This is a genomic window from Longimicrobium sp., from assembly GCF_036399935.1.
GTDB lineage: Bacteria > Gemmatimonadota > Gemmatimonadetes > Longimicrobiales > Longimicrobiaceae > Longimicrobium.
In genome coordinates this window covers 1-17,370 of sequence record NZ_DASWMD010000053.1, presented here as the reverse complement: position 1 = coordinate 17,370, position 17,370 = coordinate 1, and the positions used below count along the sequence as shown (strand labels likewise).

Here is a 17,370-nt window from a genome sequence, read left to right as displayed (position 1 = left end):
TCCCATCCCGAACTCGGAAGTGAAAACCCGCTGCGCGGATGGTACTGCCGGGGCCACCCGGTGGGAGAGTACGGCGCCGCCGGCCTTTTATTCCGAACGCCCGCCCTGATCCTCGTGATCAGGGCGGGCGTTTGGCGTTCTGCACCCTCCGTGCGATCCATGGCTGTAGGGCTTCCCCCCACAAGGAAGCACCGAATCGTACGGAGCATTCGTACGGCACCAGACCGTAAATCGGTATTGTGCCGGGGCTTGCGGGCCGGTATCTTCCGGCTCGCTCAGGGAACGAGCCTGTGCGACCGACTTCGACACACCTTTAGGAGAGAGTTGATCACGATGACTCGCGATCTGATGAAGCTTCCCGCCATTGCGCTTCTCGCGCTTGCGGCCGCGTGCGGCGGCGGCGACGAACAGGCTGCTTCCAGCGACACGGCGGCGCAGGGCACCGAGACCGCGGCGGCCCCCGCCCCGGCAACCGATGCCTCCGCTCCGGCGCCGGCGCCCTCCACCGGCTCGGGCACCGTGCACGACGTCAAGATGGTGACCACCCAGAACGGCGCCTCCGGCGAGTTCCAGCCCGCGACGGTCACCGTCAAGCGCGGCGATCGCATCCGCTGGACCATGGCCGACGGCAGCGCTCCGCACAACGTTTCGTTCAGCCTGGCGCAGGGCAACCCGGCCGGCTTCACGCCGCCCGCGGACAGCCCGCTCTACACGCAGGCGGGGCAGACCTTCGAAGTCCCGGCCGACTGGGCGCCGGGCACCTACAACTACGTCTGCATGCCGCACGCCGGCATGGGCATGCGCGGCACGATCACGGTCACCGAGTAAACGCGGTTTCCGCGGCACGAAAAAAGGAGCCGTCCTTCGGGGCGGCTCCTTTTTCGTGATCGATGCCTCTCCCATCGATCAAAGGCCCAGCGCGGCCCGGATCGTGGGGTTGATGCGGTCCGCCGACCAGGGCGGCGAAAACGTGAGCTCCACCTCGGCCTGCTCCACGCCGGGAACCGACTCCACCGCCTCGCGCGCCTTCGTCAGCAGTTCGCCCGCCACGGGGCATCCCGGCGACGTGAGCGACATCGTGACGTCCACGCGGCCGCCGTCGATCTTGATGTCGTAGATCAGCCCCAGCACCACCAAGTCCAGCTTGAGCTCCGGGTCCTTGACCTTGCGCAGCGCCTTGCGCACTTCCTTTTCGTCGACCATTCCATTCGTCTCCTGATCCGCCCCGGCCCGTACGACCGCGCCGTTCGGCGGAAGCTGTCCCCCCGTGGCGGGTGTGTCAACCCGCGCTTGCCCGCCCGCCCCGCCTGCGTATCTTTCCCGCGCCAGGATGCCGCCGACTCCGCACCGTGAAAGCCATGTCCGACAGCAGCAACACGAAAGTCCGCCGGATCGCCATCAACACGGGTGGCGGCGACGCCCCGGGGCTGAACGCCGTGATCCGCGCGGCTACCCTGGCCGCCCTGAACGAAGGGTGGGAGGTGTTCGGCATCCGCCGCGGATACATGGGCATCCTGGAGGGCGAGGTCGACGGCGAGGAGGGGCTCTTTCCCCTGACGGCACAAGCGGTCCGCGGGATCACCCACCTGGGCGGCACCATCCTGGGCACCACCACCCGCGGCAACCCGTTCGGCCTGGAGGTGCGCCAGCCGGACGGAACCTGGGGCACGGTCGACCGGTCCGATGAGATCGTGCAGCGATTCCGCGAGTGCCAGATCGACGCGCTGATCGCCATCGGGGGCGACGGGTCGCTGAGCATCGCCCACGCCCTGCACCAGAAGGGGCTGCCGGTGATCGGCGTCCCCAAGACCATCGACAACGACCTGAGCGCCACCGACGTCACCTTCGGCTTCCAGTCGGCGGTGGAGGTGGCCACGGACGCCATCGGCCGGCTGCACAGCACCGCCGAGGCGCACCAGCGGGTGATGGTGGTGCAGCTGATGGGACGGCACACGGGGTGGATCGCCCTGGAGTCGGGGCTGGCGGGCGGGGCCGACGTCATCCTGATCCCCGAAATCCCGTACGACATCGCCAAGATCGCCGAAAAGGTGCGCGAGCGCGACCGCCAGCGGCGCCGCTTCAGCATCGTGGTCGTGGCCGAGGGCGCGCGGCCGCGGGACGGCGAGGCCAGCTACGCCGACGAGACGGGGCGCTACGGCGGCATCGCCGACCGCATCGCCGCCCAGCTGTATGACGCGACGGAGAAGGAAACCCGCTCGATGGTGCTGGGCCACATCCAGCGCGGCGGCGAGCCCATCGCCTACGACCGCAGCCTTGCGCTTCGCTTCGGCGCGGCGGCGGTGCGCTGCATCCGCGAGGGCCAGCTGGGCACCATGGTGGCGCTGCAGGGCAATTACATCCGCGCCGTTCCGCTGGGTGACGCCATCCGCGACATCAAGCGTGTGCCGGCGGATTCGGAGCTGGTGATGACGGCGCGCCAGCTGGGCATTTCGTTCGGCGACTGATCTCGCAAATCGCGGCAGCAGTGGCATCTCCCGGCGGCCGTCCACGGACTTGCGGGAGCGCACGCCGGTGGCAATCAGGGCCAAAACGCGTGCGGGGCAAGGAGTTCCGCTCGCCGCTCGCCACGAAGCGGGCTGATCGTGCGTACGGCCCCGTTTTCGCTCCCTGCACTTGTCTATCGGCGCGTGCGGCTGTTAGAGTAACTGCACCACGCTCCGGTATCAGCCAGCCGCCCCGGCCTTCCCCGCCGGGTCTGCCCCGCCGGGCCCCTTTCCCTCCCCACGATGCACGTTCGCATGGAAGCGCCGCCGCGCTTGTGGGCTACCGCGGAAGACGCGGGCGATCCCGCCGGGCCGCAGGTGTCCGTGGTGTCGCAGGCGTTCGCGGCCGTTCCGCTGCTGGGCACGCCCCCGCAGGTGGCGCAGGCGTGCGTGGATGCCGTGCGCGCGCTGACCGGCGGCCCCGCCCGGGTAGAAGTGCCCACGCGGCCGGTGCCGCTGGCCGTGGGGGACGACGCCGAGGGGCTGGTGCCGCTGGCGAGCTTCGACGCGCCCGGAGGGCAGGGAAGGGTTCTGGCGGGCGCCCACACGGCCCAGTACGACGCCCAGGCGGTGCAGGCCGTGGCCGAGCAGCTGGAGCGCGTCTGGGCCGTGCAGCAGCACCGCGCCGCGCAGACCCTGGAGCTCGACCAGCTTCGCTTTCACCTGGGGGCGCTGCAGCAGGTGGCGCGCACGCTGTCCGTGGTGCGCGGCGCGGAGGAGACGGAGCGGCTGGTGCTGGACTCGGTGGGCGAGGTGTTCTTCGCCTGGTGGGCGGCGCTGTACCACACCGAGGGTGAGCAGTACACCTGCCGCGCCGTGCGCTCACTGCGCGGCGAGTCGGTGGCGTTCGCCATTCCGGGGCGGGTGGTGCGGGCCATCGCCGCGCCGGGACAGCCGCCGGTGATTCCCCCCGAGGACGCGGAGATCCGCGACCACGTGCCGGCCGAGGTGGCCGTGGTGGCGCCGCTGGACTTCGGCGACGAAGAGGCGGGGCTGCTGATCCTGGGCCGCCGCATGACCGACGCGCCGTACGAGCCGCACGACCTGGCCCTGCTGCGCGCCCTCGCCGACTCGTCGGCCATCGCGCTGCGCAACGCCGAGCTGCTCGACCGGCTTCGCGCGCAGGCCACCATCGACCCGCTGACGGGCTGCCACAACCGCCGGGGCTTCGACGAGATCCTGGAGAACGAGCTGGCGCGCTCGCAGCGGTACAACCGGCCGCTGTGCCTGGTGCTGCTGGACATCGACCGCTTCAAGGCCATCAACGACGACTTCGGCCACGAGGTGGGCGACCACGCGCTGCAGCGGATCGGGCGGGCGGTACGGCATGCGTTCCGGAGCACCGACAGTGCCTGCCGCTACGGCGGCGAGGAGTTCGCCCTGGTCTTTCCCGAGACCACCAAGGAAGAGGGGCTGAAGCTGGCGGAGCGGCTGCGGGTGCTGGTGGAGGCGCTGCCCCCCAACGCCGAGGTGCCCCGCCCGCTGACCGCCAGCTTTGGCGTGGCGGCGTTTCCCGCGGACGCGACGAACCACACGGACCTGGTTCGCGCGGCGGACCGGGCGCTGTACCAGGCCAAGAGCAACGGCCGCAACCGCGTGGAACTGGCCTGACCGTCCGATCCTGAATGGATACCCGCAGCCCCGCCCCGCCGTTCGCGCGGGGCGGGGCTCGCGCTTTCCCCCTGCACCGCGGCACGCGGCTCGCTATCTTGTCCGCGTAAGGCAATCGACCGAAATCCCTTCTGAACATCGACCGCAGGCCAGGCCGTGGAACTGACTCCCAAGCAGCGGGCGCACCTCAAGTCGCTCGCCCACCACCTGAACCCGGTGCTCTTCGTGGGCAAGGAGGGCGTCACCGATCAGACGATCCGGTCGCTGGAGGAGGCCTTCAACACCCGCGAGCTGCTGAAGGTGAAGATCCTGGAAGCGGCGCGGATGACCGCGCGCGAGGGCGCCGCAGCGCTCGCGGAACGGATCGACGGGGCCGTGGCGGTGCAGGCCATCGGCCGCGTGGGCGTGCTGTACCGGCCACACCCCGAAAAGCCAGAGATCCAGCTTCCCGGCTGATCCGCCCCGGACGGATTCTCCGCGCCCGGCGCCTTGTAGCGCCGGGCGCGTTTGCGTAGACTGTGCTAAGGAATTCGCAGCTCTCCCCTCACCTCCCTGGAACGCCGATGTTTTTTTCTGCTCGCGCCGCGGCCGCGGGCGCGCTCCTGCTCACGGCGGCGCAGGCGGCGCCCGCGAGCGCGCAGACGGCCGCCAACGGCTTCGACCTCTCCGTCCGCAACATCATGCGCGGCCCCGAGCTGGTGGGCCGCTCGCCCGACGACGTCCGCTGGTCGGCGGACGGCCGCTGGGTGTACTTCCGCTGGCGGCAGCCCGAGGCGCGCGACACGGCGACGCACGTGTACCGCGTGGCCGCCGGCGGCGGCGCGCCCGAGATGCTGCCGGACTCGGTGGCCGATCGGGTCCTTCCGCCGTCCGGCGGCGGCGGGTGGACGCTGGACCGGTCGCGGCGCGCCTTCGAGCGGCTCGGCGACGTCTTCGTGGTGGACCGGAACGGTGCCGAGCGCCGCATCACCGACACCCCGGCGCGGGAGCGCGGCCCGGAGCTGTCGCTGGACGGCCGCACCGTGTTCTGGATGTCGGCCAACAACCTGTTCTCCGTCCCTGTCGCGGGCGGGCCCCTGCGCCAGCTGACGGACCTTCGGCTGGACAACGCCCCGCGGACGAACGAGCCCACCGGCGCGCGCGGGGACCTGCGCACGCGGCAGGCGGAGCTCTTCGACGTGGTCCGCGACCGCCGGGCCGAGCGGGAGCGGCGCGAGCTGCTGGATTCGCTTCGCGCCACCGTGCGCCCCGCGTACCTGGGGAAGAACACCTCCATCAGCTACTTCGACGTGTCGCCTTCCGGGCGATACGTGCTGCTGGGCGTCAGCGAGAACGTGGAGGGCGACCAGCAGACCATGGTGCCCGCGTGGGTCACGGAGAGCGGCTACACCGAGCCCCTGAACGTGCGGAACAAGGTGGGCGACGTGCAGGACGTGGAGAAGGCCGCCATCCTGGACCTTCACACCTCGCGGCTCACGTGGATCGCTCCCGACAGTGCCCACGCGGCACGGAAGCTGGCGATCACCCCCGCCGGATGGGCCCCCACGGAGGACCGCGCGCTGCTGGTGGGCGTTCCGTTCGACTACAAGGACCGCTGGATCTACGTGGTGGGGCCGGACGGGCGCACGACGACGGTGGACGCACTGCGGGACACGGCCTGGGTGGGTGGTCCGGGGCTGTTCACCGCCAGCTGGCTCTCGAACGACCGCATCTACTTCGTTTCCGAGCGCACCGGCTACGCGCACCTGTACACCGCACCCGCCACGGGTGGGCCGGCGACGGCCATCACCTCCGGCCAGTGGGAGGTGGAGGACGTCACCCTGTCGCCCGACCGGCGCACCTTCCTGGTCACGACGAGCGAAACGCACCCTGGCGAGCGGGCCGTCTACTCGATCCCCGTCGGCGGCGGACCGCGCACGCGCGTGTCGCCGCTGGAGGGGTGGACCACCGTCACGCCGTCCCCCGACGCGCGCTGGCTGGCGCTGCTCCACTCGGTCGCCAACGCGCCGCCGGAGCTGTACCTGATGCCCAACCGCCCCGGCGCGCGGCCGCGGCAGGTGACGGAGTCGCGCACGGCCGAGTTCCGCCGCGGGCCGTGGATTCGCCCCGAGGTGGTGTCGTTCGCCGCGCGCGACGGGCAGACGGTGTACGCCCGCATCTTCCGCCCGCGCGACCTGGGCGCGCAGCCGCACGGGGGCGCGGTGATCTTCGTGCACGGCGCCGGCTACCTGCAGAACGCGCATCGCGGGTGGAGCACGTACTTCCGGGAGTACATGTTCCATCACCTGCTGGCCTCGCGGGGGTACACGGTGATGGATGTGGACTACCGCGGCTCGGCCGGCTACGGCGCGGCGGTGCGCACGGGCATCTACCGGCACATGGGCGGCAAGGACCTGACGGACCAGGTAGACGCCGCGCGATGGATGGTGGCCCGCGAGGGTGTGGATCCGAAGCGCGTGGGCATCTACGGGGGTTCGTACGGGGGGTTCATCACGCTGATGGGGATGTTCACCGAGCCGGAGACGTTCCGCAGCGGCGCGGCCCTCCGCTCGGTGACCGACTGGGCGCACTACAACCACTGGTACACCAGCCGCATCCTGAACCTGCCGCACGAAGACACGCTGGCCTACCGCCGCTCGTCGCCCATCTACTTTGCCGAAGGGCTGCGCGGCGACCTGCTGATCGCGCACGGGATGGTGGACGTGAACGTGCACTTTCAGGACGTGGCGCGCCTGGCGCAGCGGCTGATCGAGCTGGGCAAGACCAACTGGGAGATGGCCGTGTACCCCGTGGAGGACCACGCCTTTCAACGGGCGGATTCGTGGACGGACGAGTATCGCCGCATCTACGAGCTGTTCGAGCGCACGCTCAGGCCCGGATCGCCGCCGCTGCCCAACTGACGACGGCCAGTCCGCTCGCCGGAGTGACGCAAGCTGATGCACCACATCGGCTTGCGTAACATGGGCGGATTTTGGAACGGTGCTTGCTTTACCGGTGCGCACCGACGGGCGGAGAACCGCCGCCCGGAAGGGGAGGGCCATCTCCGCGAGAGCCATCGATCTCGCACATCTGGTTGGTGGTCAAGGGGATGGCACACGGGTTGCTTTACGATGGGGCACACGAAGATCGAGAGCTGAGGCTGACGAATAGAGGGAACCCGAAGGAGGCGCTATGAACCGGATCGTGAAGGAGCTCGCCGAGGCCCTCCCGCAGCCGAAAGGCCCGTTCACGGACGCGGAAGCGCTCGAGCTGCTGATGGCGTACCGGAAGGATCCCTCCAACGTGCCGTGTCCGCTGTGCGGGCCCGACACCATCGAGGTCCTGGCGTTCATCGAGCCGGAGATCGATCCCAACGGGTTTGCGTCGGTGACCAATCCCGAGGGCGAGTACGCGGCGGCGCTGTACTGCCACAAGTGCTTCCGGGCGGTGGGCATCCTGGCCGGAACGGGCAAGGAAGCCTGAGCAGGGCCGCGGGTTGGGGGACCCGCGGAGCAGGGTGCCGGGCCGGACGTTGGGGGACGTTCGCCGGCACGGGGTGGGGAGGTGACGGGGGGGAGCAGGACGCGGGTTGGGGGACCCGCGAGATGGAAAGCTTCATGGGGTGTGACAGGGGGAGTGGAACGAGAAAGGGAGCGCTTCGGCGCTCCCTTTCTCGTTTTCTGCATTCGGTGCTCTCACCCGCTGGCGGGAGCGGTGTCATCGCCTCCGTCGAAATTCCCGACTGTCATCGCAGAAGGATGCTAAGCTGTTGATATTTAACCGGATGGCGCCTGCGATTCGCGCCTGTGAGCCGAGCGCGAACCGTGCGCCCGGTGTCGCAAACGATTGTCTTGACTGTCAGCTTCACCACGTGCAAATTAGACGCACGTTGCAGGTTCGCGCTTCACGTCGGACAGTGCCAGCCGGAGATGAGAGACCCGTTCGCGAACGCCGCGGTGCAGCTGCTCGGATACCCGCTGATGCTCACGCTGGTGGGCATGTACACCCGCCGGCTGGGCAGGCGCGATGGTGACCCCAGCCCGCGCCGGAACGATTGGGCGATCGGCACCACGCTGCTCTTCATGACCTTTGGAGTGGTGGTGAGCGACATGCGGGTGGCCCCCGTGGAGGCCGACGTTTCACCTGGAGTCGGATGGCTGCTGATCGTGCTGCTCGGGCTTGTCATTTCGTTGGACATCGACCGGACCCACTCGTGGGCCCGCGACGCCGGCAACCGGATGACGGACAGGAAGCGACTCGGCGTGGGGATCATCGGGCCGAACATTCTCGCGCTCGGCATCTACTGCAGTTATCAAATCGTCAAGACTTGGAGGTGAGAATGAGAACCCTGGACGCCCGCGAACTCGACCGTCTCATGCGCGTTGGCGGAATCGCTCAGTTCCTCCGTGAAAACGCCCTGACGGTCCTACTCCCCGCCCTGTTGCTGCAACTGGTGCTCGGCGAAGTGATGCTGTACGTGTTCTCGGGGTACGCCTTCTTCGTCGTCGTCATTGCGTGGGGCGTAGTGCCCCGGCTGGGCCCCCGGATCAGGGACGTAGCGCGCGCGTTGTATGCGGCGGGGTGCATTACGACGGAGCGGTACAACGAGGCGGCCGTACTGGTGAACAACATGCTATTCCAGGGACCGCCGCGGCCCGACGACAAGCCGCCGATGCCTCTCCGCCACTGATGCCAAAGCCTCGCTGCCGTGGCGGCAGCGAGGCTTCGAATCGCGACCCCGCGTGCCTCAGCGGGTGACGCGCAGGTCGCCTTCGAGCAGCCGCATGGGGCCGAAGCTGGGCTGGCCCAGCAGCCCGGCATCCACGCCGATGGTGCCGTTCAGCTGGTAGTTGATACCGCGGCCGGAGAGCGCGTTGCGGGCTACGTCCAGCAGGCCGGGAACGTCGCTGAAGTCGATGGCGATGTCGATGGGGATCACCGTTTCGCCGTTCGCCTGCATGGGTACGCCCAGCGGAAAGCTGACGTCGGCGGCCTCGCGGCCGGAGAGCGACAGGCTGCCGATCAGCCGCGTGAGCGTGAGGCCCACCGGGTTGGGGTTGCTCACCCGCGCGTACAGCCGCACGGCCGCGCCGCCGGTGGGACGGTCCATCGACGGCGGAAGCAGGCGGAGCTGCGCCTGCTGGCCGCTGTCCACGCGGAAGGACGGGGCCTGTAGCACCTGCTCCAGCCCCAGCCCGGCGCATCCGGACAGGGCGGCGAACATGAGGGTCAGAAACCAGGCTCGAGCTGCCAGTCTCATTGGGGTATCTCCTTGCTTTCACCTACGCCGGGGCGCTCCGTCCCACTGACGGCCTTCCCGCGTCGCAGGCCATCCAGTGCAAGGACGGCGCCCGCTGGTTCCGGTGTCGGCCGCCCTTCCCGGGCGCGTCCCCGCTCAACGGGGTGGTTGGAACGGCTCGTGCATGGCGGCGCCCTCCCGAGCCGCGCGGAGACACGGCGCGGCAGAGCAGGACCGGGACAAGGGATTCTCACGGAGGGAGGAAGCGGTGGACACCGATACGACACGCCCGGAGGTGGGAACCGTACCGGCGGCCACGGCCGAGATCCTGGACGGGTTGAACGACCTGCTCCAGCTCGACCATGATGCCGTCGGCGCGTACGAGATCGCGATGGAAAAGCTCAAGGACCGCGACCACGCGGCCCAGATCGCCGGGTTCCTGCGCGACCACGAGCGGCACATCCGCGAGCTGAACGAGCTGATCTCGGAGCTGGGCGGCCAGCCGAAGAACCACCCGCACCTCACGGGGCCGTTCAAGCTGGCGCTGCAGAGCCTGGCCGGCCTGGCGGGCGACCGGGGGCTGCTCACCGCGTTCCGCCACAACGAGCTCCAGGTGCGCGCCAAGTACGACACGTACGCGGCCAAGGCCAACTTCTGGCCCAACAACATCAAGCGCATCATCGACCGGGCCGCGCTCGACGAAGAGCGGCACTACCGCTGGGTGTCGGACGTGATGGCGGCCATGGGGCTGGGCGCGGGCGAGGGTCCGGAGCTCGACGCGAGCAACGCGGCCCGCGAGCACCTGATGGCGCACGGCTCGCGCATGGACCAGGTGCGCGAAACTGTTTCGGAAGTCACCGGGCAGGCGCGTGAGACCGTGTCGGACGTGGCGGAACAGGCGCGGGAGCGTGCGGCCGAGATGGCCGAGCAGGCACGCATTCTCGCGGCCCAGGCGCGCGTGCGCGCGGCGGAGCTGGCCGAGCAGGCACGCGAGAAGGTGCGCGCGTCGGGCGTGGCCGACTCGGTTGCAGCCGGCGCGGGCGCGGTGCGCAGCCGCCTGGAGGGCGTGATGCACCCCACCCCGCGCGCCGACCTGTACGGCGGGGCCGCGCTGGGCGACGGCGGCTATCGCGCGCCCAGCACCGATCCCATGACGCAGCTGCGCGGCCGCGCGCAGACGGTGGCGGCCGGCGCGCGCGGCGCCGGAGACCAGTTCGAGCAGCGGTACAACGAGCGTCCGCTCCAGACGCTGGTGATCGCCGGAATCGCCGGCTTCTTCATTGGCCGGCTCCTTCGCTGACCGGGAGTGACCTATGGCTGACCTGAACGTAACGCGAGGGGACGACGATACCGTCCCCGACGTGGCGCTCGCCGGCGGGGCCGTGCCCGGGCGCGTGACCCATCCCGAAGTCGTGATCACCCCGTCGTCGGGCCACACCACGGATTCCTCGTCCCTGCACGTGACGGCTGGCTCGTCCGTCCACGCGACGGCCCCGGGAACCATCGCCGACGTGAGCGACCCCGAGCTGGCGCGCCTGCAAATCGAGCAGACGCGCGCGCGGATGTCCGACACCATCGAGCAGATCGAGGAAGCCCTCGTCCGCAAGCGGGCGCAGGTGGAGGAGAAGCTCGACGTGATGGCCCCCGTGCGCCGCAAGGCGCGCGAGAACGCCTTCCCCCTGCTGGGGGGCGTGTTCCTGGCCGGACTGGTGCTCGGCTACCTGACGGGCGAAAGCGACGAGGACGAGGGCGCCCGCCCCGCCATCCGCGAGTTCGGCATGAACCAGGACGTGCGGGGCCGGGCGGCGTACAGCACCCACTCCCAGGAGAAGGCGGAGCTGTGGGAGCGCCGCGCCCGCCGGCTGATGGAGGTGGCCAACCAGCAGGAGGCGGAGCTGGCGGCCCTGCGCGGTGAAGAGGAGCGGCCCCGCCGCGGCCTGCTGCGCCGCCGCCGGAGCGCCCCCGCGTATCGCGAGGAATTCGACGAGGTGTCGGCGATGGGGGTCACCGGTTCCGCTCGGACGACGGGGGAGTACGACGGCATGCCGCTGCACGATGCCGACTCGTATCCGCCCCGCGGCGACGAGGGCGGCCTGGACCGCGACCCCCTGCCCGCCCCGGTCTGATCGCGGGCGCGAGTTGCGGGTGAGCGGGGCGCCGGCCATGGAGGCCGGCGCCCCGTTTCCGTCCCCCGCCGCCGCGCTTACCTTTTCGCTTCGCCAGGCCTGGATCTCGTTCGACCAACCCGCATCGTTCCCGTGAAGTTCACCCTGCGCGGCATTCTCGCCGCCGTGTTCGTTTTGCTCGTCGCCGGCGTGTGCGTGCGGCTGGGGATGTGGCAGCTGGACCGGCTGAAGGAGCGGCGCGCCCGCAACGAGGCGGTCCGCACCGCGACTGCCCGGCCGCCGCTGGTGCTGGATGCCGCCACCTCCGCCGCCGTCACCGCGGATCCTGACGCGTACGTCTGGCGCCGCGTGCGTGTCCGGGGCCGCTACGCTCCCGCGGGCGCCGTGGTGCTGCGCGCCCGCGCCAGGGGGGGGAATCCGGGGGTGCACATCGCCGCGCCGCTGGTGCTGGCGGGCGGGCGCGTGGTGATGGTGAACCGGGGCTGGGCGCCCTCGCCGGACGCGGCCACGGTCGACCGCTCCGCGCTGCGGCCGGACACGGGCGAGGTCGCCGTGACCGGGGTGCTGCTGCCGGTGGAGACGCGTCCGGACGGCGGAATGCCCGCAGGCCGCGTCGGGGACGACACCACCTACCGGCGGCTGGACCTGGCCTCCCTTCGCGTACGGATGCGGGGTGAGGTGCTTCCCGTGCACGTGCAGCAGCTGGCGGACGGGGCCGTGTCCGATCCTCCCATTCCCGTGCCGCTGCCGGAGATGGGCGAGGGGAACCACCTGAGCTATGCGGTGCAGTGGTTCAGCTTTGCGGCCATCGCCGTGATCGGATTCGGCGTCGTCGCCCTGCGGCGGAGGAGGGCGTAGGACCCCGTCGCGGGGTATCCATCTTGCACCCGCCGTCCCTCCCTCTCCCCGGCGCGGGGAGTGAGTTTTGGAAGGCCAGGTCACCAGAACGAGGAGACGAGGCATGGCAGGCTACGGACGCGACTACGGCCAGGACCGCGGGCGGTTCGGCCAGGGTGGGTACGGCGGCGGTGGGGGAAATCGCGGTGGCGCCTCGCGTGGCGGTGAGTACGGCGGCATGGGCTCGGACGCCGGCGGCGGCCAGAGCGGCGGCTTCTCCGGCTTTGGGCCCGGGGGCGGCGCGTACGACAACGAGTTCGGCGCCGGCGGGTATGGCGGCGCGCGCGGCGGCTCCGGCTACGGCGGGTACGGCGCAGGCAGCGGCTCCGGCGGCGGGGGCTACTCCGGCGACGCCGACTGGGGGAGCGGACGCGACACGCACTCCGGCGGTGGGTACGGCTACGGCGGCCAGGGCTTCGGCGGCGGGATGTACGGCGGCGGCCAGGGGTACGGCGGCTACGGCTACGGCGACCCGGGCTTCCGCGGTGAGTCCGGCGGCGGCTACGGCGGGGGTGGCTACGGCGGCGGCTCCCACGGCGGCGGCGGTGGCGGCGGCGGCGGGTACGGTGGTGGCGGGCAGAACTCCGGCGGGTACGGCGGCGGATGGAGCAGCGGTGGCCGGGGCGGCTACGGCGGCGGGTCCTTCGGCGGGGGCCAGGGCGGCGGCTCCGGGTTCGGCGACCCCGGGTACGGTGGCGGGCAGCAGGGCGGCGGCGAAGAGCTGCGGCGCCTGCGCGCCGCCGACGTGATGACCGACAACCCCGAGACGGTGACGCCCGAAACGTCGCTGGCCGACGCCGCGCGCAAGATGCGCGACCTGGACGTGGGCATCATCCCCGTCGTGGAGAGCGAGACCAGCAAGAGGCTGCGCGGCGTGCTCACCGACCGCGACATCGCCATCCGCGCCGTCGCCGACGGCATGGACGCCAACTCCACCAAGGTCAGCCAGGTGATGACCACCGAGGTGGAAACCTGCAACAAGAACGATTCGCTGCGTGACGTGCTGAACGTCATGGAGCGCGAGCAGGTGCGCCGTGTTCCCATCACCGACCGCGAGGGCCGGCTGGTGGGCATCATCGCCCAGGCGGACGTGGCGACGGACCTGGACAGCCGCGAGGGCCGCTACGAGCTGGCCGAGGCGGTGGAGCAGATCTCCGAGCCCGGGCAGTCGCGCGGGCGCGGCGGCAGCTGGGGCGGGCGCTCCGGTTCGGGCTCCGGCGGCGGCGGGTTCCTGGGCAGCGTGCGCAACCTGGCGCAGAACGTCACCGGCAGCCGGCAGTCGCACGGCGGGGGATACTCGGCCAGCGGTTCGACCGGCGGCGGAAACTCCTCCGGCACGAGCGGCTACACCGGAACCAACCAGTCGGACGCGGCCGGCGGGCTCGACAACACGGCCGCCGATGGTGAGAGGGGCGGCAACGGCTGACGCCTTCCGCCAGCCACGGTGGAATGAAAACGGGAGGCCCGGTGATCCGGGCCTCCCGTTTTTCGATCGTGCGCCGTCGATCGTCAGCCGTCGAAGCGGCGCATCACGAGGGTAGTGTTCGCCCCGCCGAAGCCGAACGAGTTGCTGAGGACCACGTCCAGCGCCTGCTCGCGCGCGGTGTCGGGAACGTAGTCCAGGTCGCACTCCGGGTCGGGCGTGCGCAGGTTGATCGTGGGCGGGATGATGCCGTCACGGATGGCCATCGCGCAGACCCCGGCCTCGATCGATGCGCTGCCGCCGAGCGCATGGCCGATCATCGACTTGGTGGACGACACCGGGACGCGGTCGGCGTGGGCGCCCAGCACGGAGCGGATGGCGCGCGTCTCGGCCGCGTCGCCCACCGGCGTCGACGTGCCGTGCGCGTTGATGTACGACACCTCTTCCGGCGCCAGCCCGGCGCTGCGCAGGGCGGCCCTCATGGCCCGCGCGGCGCCCGCCCCGTCCTCGGGGGGCGCGGTGATGTGGAAGGCGTCGGCGCTCATGCCGAACCCGATGATCTCGGCCAGGATGGTCGCGCCGCGCTCGCGGGCGCTTTCCAGCTCCTCGAGCACCAGCACGCCGCCGCCCTCGCCGTGCACGAAGCCGCTGCGCGTGGCGTCGAACGGGCGCGACGCCGTCTCCGGCGACTCGTACTGGGTGGCGAGGGCGCGGGCCGCGGCGAAGCCGGCGAAGGAGATGGGCGTCAGGCAGGCCTCGGTGCCGCCGGCCAGCATCATCCGGGCGTCGCCGCGCTGGATGGCGTGGAACGCCTCGCCGATCGCGTGGTTGCTGCTGGCGCAGGCGGAGACGGGGGCGTAGCTGGGCCCCTGCGCGCCGGTGCGGATGGCGATCTGCCCGGCGGCCAGGTTGATGATGCTGGCGGGGATGAAGAAGGGCGAAACGCGGTTCATCCCCTTTTCGCGCATGGTGTCGGAGGTCTCCATGATGGAGATCAGCCCGCCCATGCCGGAGCCGACGATGGTGCCCGTCTCCTCGGGATTCGGCACGGGCCCCAGCCCGCCCAGCCCCGCGTTGACCATAGCGTCGTGCGCGGCGACGAGGGCGTACTGGATGAACCAGTCCATCCGCCGGGCGTCCTTGCGGTCGATCACCGGCTCGGCGCTGAAGTTCTTCACCTCGCCGGCGATGGCGATCTCCGGCGCCAGCCCGGGAAGCTGGCACCGGGTGAGCGGGCCGACGCCGGAGCGGCCGGCCCGGACCCCCTCCCACGTGTCGGCGGCGTTGTTGCCCAGCGCGGTGACCATCCCCACGCCCGTGATGACGACCCTGCGGTTCTCCACCGGCATATGCTTCCAAACGGGTGCTCGATTGTCAGCCACAGGCGCCACGGCCCTCGTGCGCGCCCCGGGTTTTTATTCGGCCTTCAGCAGCCCGCGCCGGAGCGCGAAGCGAACGAGCTCGCTGCGGTGGTGAAGGTCCAGCTTTTCCATGATCCGCGCGCGGTAGGTATCCACCGTCTTGGGGCTGATGAACAGCTTCTTGCCGATCTCGCTGCTGCTGAAGCCCTCGACGGTGAACCCCAGCACCTCGCGCTCCCGCTCCGTCAGCTTTCCGAGCGGATCCTCCTCGCCCGGCTCGGCCTTCTGCTTCAGGCCGCGCAGCAGCAGCTTGGCGCCGCTGGGATACAGGAACACGTCACCGGCGGCCACGGTGCGGATGGCCTCGATCAGCTCCTCGTCGGCGCTGCTCTTGGTGACGTAGCCGCTTCCCCCGGCCTCCAGCACGGGGAGCAGGTGCTCCTCCTCCCCGTGCATCGTCAGCACCAGCACGCGGGCGGTGGTGCCCAGGGCGGCGATCTGCCGCACCGCCTCCAGGCCGCCCATCCCAGGCATCGACAGGTCCATCACCACCACGTCGGGGCAGGTCTGCGGCACCTTCATCACCGCTTCCTCGCCCGTGCCCGCCTCGCCCACCACCACGAACCCGGGCTCCGCCTCCAGCAGCGCGCGCAGGCCGGAGCGCAGCATCGCGTGGTCGTCCACCAGGAGAATGCGGATTTGTGGAGGCATGCGCCGTCCGGGCTTGGGATGCAGGGGAGGAAAACAGGACCGCCGCGGGGCCGGAATCTGGCCCGCGGCGGGTGCGAAAGCAAGCGTCAGCGCCGGATCAGAGGCGCGTGGACAGCCACTCCGGCGTCCAGCGGGCCAGCTGCGCGGTGAGCAAGGTGAACTGGCCCGTGAGCATCAGCACGCCAAGGACGAGCAGCATGGCGCCGCTGATGCGGTTGATCCACGGGAGCCATCCCCGCATCCGCCGGAACGCGGAGAGGAAGCGCTGGATGAGCAGCGTACTCAGCAGAAACGGGATCGCCAGGCCGGCGGAGTAGACGGCGAGAAGGCCCATCCCCTCGCCCATGCTGCTCCGCGTAGCCGCCAGGGTCAGGATGCCGCCCAGCACCGGCCCGATGCACGGCGTCCATCCCGCGCCGAAGGTCACGCCCACGAGAACGGTGCCCAGGTACCCGGCCGGCTTGTCGGCCAGGTGCATGCGCCACTCGCGCCCGGCGCCCGGAAGGCGAAGGATGCCCAGGAGGTATGCGCCGAACAGGATCAGCATCACCCCGCCGATGCGCTCCAGCCAGGTGGTGGCGTAGCGCATCATGCCGCCCAGGAAGGTGGCGGAGGCGCCCAGGAGCATGAAGACGGTGGTGAACCCCGCCACGAACAGCAGCCCGTGCACCAGCGCGGTGCGGCGCGCGCGCAGCTCGTGGTCGGCCAGTTCGTCCAGGCTCATCCCCGTGATGAACGTGGCGTAGCTGGGCACCAGCGGCAGCACGCAGGGCGAAAGAAAGCTGAGCAGCCCTGCCGAAAAGGCGACGAACAGGCCCAGGGACTGGGATTCCATGCGGCGGAGCGGTGGATGTCGGGGCGTCAGGCAACGCGAACGGACACAAGAAGATGCCCACATTGCGCGCATCTGGCAATCCGGCGCTCTTGCCGGGCCTGACGGGTGATGGTCGATTGGCGTGTGCGGCAGACGAGGACAGACGAGGACAGACGAGGAAATGGCGATGGAAGGGGAGAGCGCCTCGCCACCGTTCATCCTGCGGGGGCACCAGCCGGGCGACGTGGGATGGATCGTTCAGCGGCACGGGGAGCTGTACTGGCGCGAGTACGGCTGGGACCAGCGCTTCGAGAGGCTGGTGGCCGTCATCGCCGCGAAGTTCCTGCTCCAGCACGACCCCGCCGTGGACCGCTGCTGGATCGCGGAGCGGGGCGGCGAGCGCGTCGGGTCGGTGATGCTGTTCCGCGACGCCGACGAGGTGGGCCGGCTGCGCCTGCTGCTGGTGGAGCCCTCCGCCCGCGGCCTGGGCGTCGGCGGCGCGCTGGTGGACGAGTGCATCCGCTTCGCGCGGCAGGTGGGCTACCGCACCATGCGCCTGTGGACCAACGATGCCTCGTCTTCGCGCGCAAGATCTACGAGGCCAAGGGCTTTCGCCTGGTGGACGAGACGCGCCACGAGATGTTCGGCGCGGCGTCCATCGGCCAGAGGTGGGAAAAGGACCTGGGATGAAAAGCGGCGGGGCGC

General features: G+C 70.8%; 18 protein-coding genes and 1 rRNA gene. 14 read left to right on the top strand and 5 right to left on the bottom strand.

Features of this window, described 5'->3' with window-relative positions; genetic code table 11:
* A 5S ribosomal RNA gene (gene rrf, locus VGB24_RS16340) occupies positions 1-85 on the top strand; the annotation flags it as partial.
* Positions 86-333: 248 nt separating this feature from the next.
* Positions 334-828: a plastocyanin/azurin family copper-binding protein gene (locus VGB24_RS16335; protein ID WP_331074012.1), complete on the top strand. Its 495-nt coding sequence runs from the start codon at positions 334-336 to the stop codon at positions 826-828.
* Positions 829-906: 78 nt separating this feature from the next.
* Here VGB24_RS16335 and VGB24_RS16330 read toward each other — a convergent pair whose 3' ends face one another.
* Positions 907-1,203, bottom strand: coding sequence for a metal-sulfur cluster assembly factor (locus VGB24_RS16330; RefSeq protein ID WP_331022959.1), 297 nt, complete (start codon positions 1,201-1,203; stop codon positions 907-909).
* A 155-nt stretch (positions 1,204-1,358) separates the two neighbouring features.
* Between VGB24_RS16330 and VGB24_RS16325 the strand changes: the two genes are divergently transcribed.
* The 7 genes from VGB24_RS16325 to VGB24_RS16295 all read left to right on the top strand — a co-directional run bounded on the left by VGB24_RS16325 (position 1,359) and on the right by VGB24_RS16295 (position 8,784).
* Positions 1,359-2,465, top strand: a complete 1,107-nt coding sequence (locus VGB24_RS16325) for an ATP-dependent 6-phosphofructokinase (RefSeq protein WP_331074011.1) — start codon at positions 1,359-1,361, stop codon at positions 2,463-2,465.
* A gap of 282 nt (positions 2,466-2,747) precedes the next feature.
* Positions 2,748-4,115 carry a sensor domain-containing diguanylate cyclase gene (locus VGB24_RS16320; protein WP_331074010.1) on the top strand — a complete coding sequence of 456 codons (1,368 nt, stop codon included), beginning with the start codon at positions 2,748-2,750 and terminating at the stop codon, positions 4,113-4,115.
* Positions 4,116-4,271: 156 nt separating this feature from the next.
* The gene (gene yhbY, locus VGB24_RS16315) at positions 4,272-4,571 is read left to right on the top strand and encodes a ribosome assembly RNA-binding protein YhbY (protein ID WP_331074009.1); all 300 of its coding nucleotides are present in this window, start codon (positions 4,272-4,274) and stop codon (positions 4,569-4,571) included.
* A gap of 107 nt (positions 4,572-4,678) precedes the next feature.
* Positions 4,679-7,015, top strand: a complete 2,337-nt coding sequence (locus VGB24_RS16310; RefSeq protein WP_331074008.1) for a S9 family peptidase — start codon at positions 4,679-4,681, stop codon at positions 7,013-7,015.
* A 271-nt stretch (positions 7,016-7,286) separates the two neighbouring features.
* Positions 7,287-7,577, top strand: a complete 291-nt coding sequence (locus tag VGB24_RS16305) for a hypothetical protein (RefSeq protein ID WP_331074007.1) — start codon at positions 7,287-7,289, stop codon at positions 7,575-7,577.
* A 446-nt stretch (positions 7,578-8,023) separates the two neighbouring features.
* On the top strand, positions 8,024-8,431 hold the full coding sequence (locus VGB24_RS16300; protein ID WP_331074006.1) for a hypothetical protein: 408 nt from the start codon (positions 8,024-8,026) through the stop codon (positions 8,429-8,431).
* A 2-nt stretch (positions 8,432-8,433) separates the two neighbouring features.
* On the top strand, positions 8,434-8,784 hold the full coding sequence (locus VGB24_RS16295) for a hypothetical protein (RefSeq protein WP_331074005.1): 351 nt from the start codon (positions 8,434-8,436) through the stop codon (positions 8,782-8,784).
* 57 nt (positions 8,785-8,841) lie between these two features.
* Here VGB24_RS16295 and VGB24_RS16290 read toward each other — a convergent pair whose 3' ends face one another.
* Positions 8,842-9,354: an LEA type 2 family protein gene (locus VGB24_RS16290; protein WP_331074004.1), complete on the bottom strand. Its 513-nt coding sequence runs from the start codon at positions 9,352-9,354 to the stop codon at positions 8,842-8,844.
* Between the two features lie 247 nt (positions 9,355-9,601).
* On the opposite strand from VGB24_RS16290, the gene VGB24_RS16285 reads away from it, so the two are divergent.
* The 4 genes from VGB24_RS16285 (at position 9,602) to VGB24_RS16270 (ending at position 13,782) form a co-directional block, all read left to right on the top strand.
* A complete protein-coding gene (locus VGB24_RS16285; protein ID WP_331074003.1) occupies positions 9,602-10,633 on the top strand; it encodes a DUF2383 domain-containing protein in 1,032 nt (343 codons plus the stop codon).
* A gap of 13 nt (positions 10,634-10,646) precedes the next feature.
* Positions 10,647-11,459, top strand: coding sequence for a hypothetical protein (locus VGB24_RS16280; RefSeq protein ID WP_331074002.1), 813 nt, complete (start codon positions 10,647-10,649; stop codon positions 11,457-11,459).
* A 132-nt stretch (positions 11,460-11,591) separates the two neighbouring features.
* Entirely contained in the window at positions 11,592-12,317 is a 726-nt protein-coding gene (locus tag VGB24_RS16275; protein ID WP_331074001.1) for an SURF1 family protein, read from the top strand.
* Between the two features lie 103 nt (positions 12,318-12,420).
* Positions 12,421-13,782: a CBS domain-containing protein gene (locus tag VGB24_RS16270; protein WP_331074000.1), complete on the top strand. Its 1,362-nt coding sequence runs from the start codon at positions 12,421-12,423 to the stop codon at positions 13,780-13,782.
* Positions 13,783-13,865: 83 nt separating this feature from the next.
* Here the strand turns inward: VGB24_RS16270 and fabF are convergent, their stop codons facing one another.
* The 3 genes from fabF to VGB24_RS16255 all read right to left on the bottom strand — a co-directional run bounded on the left by fabF (position 13,866) and on the right by VGB24_RS16255 (position 16,686).
* Entirely contained in the window at positions 13,866-15,122 is a 1,257-nt protein-coding gene (fabF, locus tag VGB24_RS16265) for a beta-ketoacyl-ACP synthase II (protein ID WP_331073999.1), read from the bottom strand.
* A 72-nt stretch (positions 15,123-15,194) separates the two neighbouring features.
* Positions 15,195-15,851, bottom strand: coding sequence for a response regulator transcription factor (locus tag VGB24_RS16260; RefSeq protein ID WP_331022973.1), 657 nt, complete (start codon positions 15,849-15,851; stop codon positions 15,195-15,197).
* A gap of 97 nt (positions 15,852-15,948) precedes the next feature.
* The gene (locus VGB24_RS16255; RefSeq protein WP_331073998.1) at positions 15,949-16,686 is read right to left on the bottom strand and encodes a cytochrome c biogenesis CcdA family protein; all 738 of its coding nucleotides are present in this window, start codon (positions 16,684-16,686) and stop codon (positions 15,949-15,951) included.
* Between the two features lie 160 nt (positions 16,687-16,846).
* Between VGB24_RS16255 and VGB24_RS16250 the strand changes: the two genes are divergently transcribed.
* The coding region (locus tag VGB24_RS16250) for a GNAT family N-acetyltransferase (protein WP_331073997.1) at positions 16,847-17,370 on the top strand (524 nt) is incomplete at its 3' end.